Below are 1,860 nucleotides of genomic sequence, written 5' to 3'. Positions count from 1 at the left end.
CGATCACTTCACTGAGGTACTGCGGATCCTTGTGCCCCTCGGGGCCGGGCCATGACCAGTCGGGCGCCAGTCATCAACGGCCAGAAGAACTCCCACACCGAGACGTCGAAGCTGAACGGGGTTTTCTGCAACACCGTGTCGCTGGCGGTCAGTTGATAGGCGTCCTGCATCCACAACAGGCGATTGACCACCCCGCGATGTTCGTTGATCACGCCTTTCGGCTGGCCAGTAGAGCCGGAGGTGTAGATCACGTACGCGGTGTGCTGCGGGGTCAACTCTGCAAGAGAATGGTTTTCCGTCGGCAGCGATTGCCAGTGCGGTTGATCCAGATCGATCACCGGCACCGAAACGTCACCGAGCAACGAACGCGTCGAACCCTGCACCAGCACCGCCAGCGGCGCGCTGTCCTCCAGCATGTAGGCCAGACGCTCCAGCGGATACGCCGGATCCAGCGGCACATAACCGCCGCCAGCCTTGAGGATCGCCAGCAGCCCGACCACCATGTCCAGACCGCGCTCGACGCAGATTGCCACCCGCGCATCCGGCCCTACGCCCAATTCGCGCAGAGGGTACGCCAGTTGATTGGCCCTGGAATTGAGTTCGGCATAAGTCAGTTGCTGCTCACCCGCGACCACGGCGGGCGCCTGCGGCGTGCGCGCCACTTGCGCTTCGAACAGCTCATGAATCGTCTGCTGCAAATCGTAATCGACCGCTGTGGCATTCAAGCCGAACAGCAACTGTTGGCGCTCGGCATCCGCCAGCACCGGCAGGCGGTTCAAGGTCTGCTGCGGTGTCTGCTCCAGTGCCTGGACCAGCCCCGCCAGCGCCTGCTGCATAAAGCCACACACCCGTGCCGCGCCTATGCGCGAAGGGGTCATGGCGGTGAGGATAAAACCTTCGCCCAGGTCATCGACATTGAGACTCAGCGGATAGTTGGTGCGCTCTTCGCTGGAAAGATTTTCGATGCCCTGCCAGCTCAGACGCATGGCCTGCTGCTGTTCCTCGTTGACGCTGTGTCGGTAATTGAGCATCGCGCTGAACAGCGGCGACGGCGCGGCGACCCCGCTGCAACGCTGGGCCAATGCCAGTGACGCATGTTCATGGCCGAGCAATGCCGTCAGTTGCGCATGGGTCGCACGTACCCCGGCACGCACCGAAACATCGCCCAGATCCACCCGCAGCGGCAGCGTGTTGATGAACATCCCCAAGCCGCGATCCGCGCCAGTACCGCCCTGCATCCGCCCCCAGCAGCACGGTGCCGAACACCACGCGCTCATGTCCGGAGGTTGCCGCCAAGACCTGGGCATACGCCAGATGGAACAGGCTCGCGACGCTCACGCCCAGCTGCCGCGCCTGGCTGCGCAGGCGCCTCGCCAGCGCTTCGGGCACGTTCTCCCGGACTTCTTCGATATCCTGCCCGTCGCCGCGCACATCCAGCAGGCCAAACGGCAGCGTCGGCTCGTCGATCTCGCCGAGCATCGCGCGGAAGAACCCTTCGTGTTCCTGCTCACTGACGCCCAGCCGCGTCTGCGCCACGTAGTTGCGATAGGGCACGGCCGGCAGCAGTGCTTCGTCGTGACCAAAGAGGATCGCTTGCATTTCCTCCTGCACCACGGCCAGCGCCGTGTGATCCATGGCGATGTGATGGAACAGCAGCATGGCGACCACCCGGTCGTTGGCCGGGTCCTGCGCATACACCAGGCGAACCAACGGTGCCTGACTGAGGTCGATGCGGTAATGACGCGCGTCGAAACGCTCATACAACTGCGCCAGAACATCACCGCCCGCCGGATCGAATGCAACCTCCTGCAGCGGCAGCTCGGCTTCGCGCCAGACCACTTGCACCGGCGTTGCCAACCT

1 pseudogene is annotated in these 1,860 nt (G+C 63.8%); it reads right to left on the bottom strand.

What is annotated here, in order from left to right:
• Positions 1 to 1,860, bottom strand: a pseudogene (locus tag HT737_RS27240) (AMP-binding protein); the annotation flags it as partial.

This window comes from Pseudomonas sp. MD195_PC81_125, from assembly GCF_014060985.1.
Classification (GTDB): domain Bacteria; phylum Pseudomonadota; class Gammaproteobacteria; order Pseudomonadales; family Pseudomonadaceae; genus Aquipseudomonas; species Aquipseudomonas parakoreensis.
The sequence above is the reverse complement of the archived record's forward strand: the minus strand, read 5'-3'. Positions and strand labels throughout refer to the sequence as shown.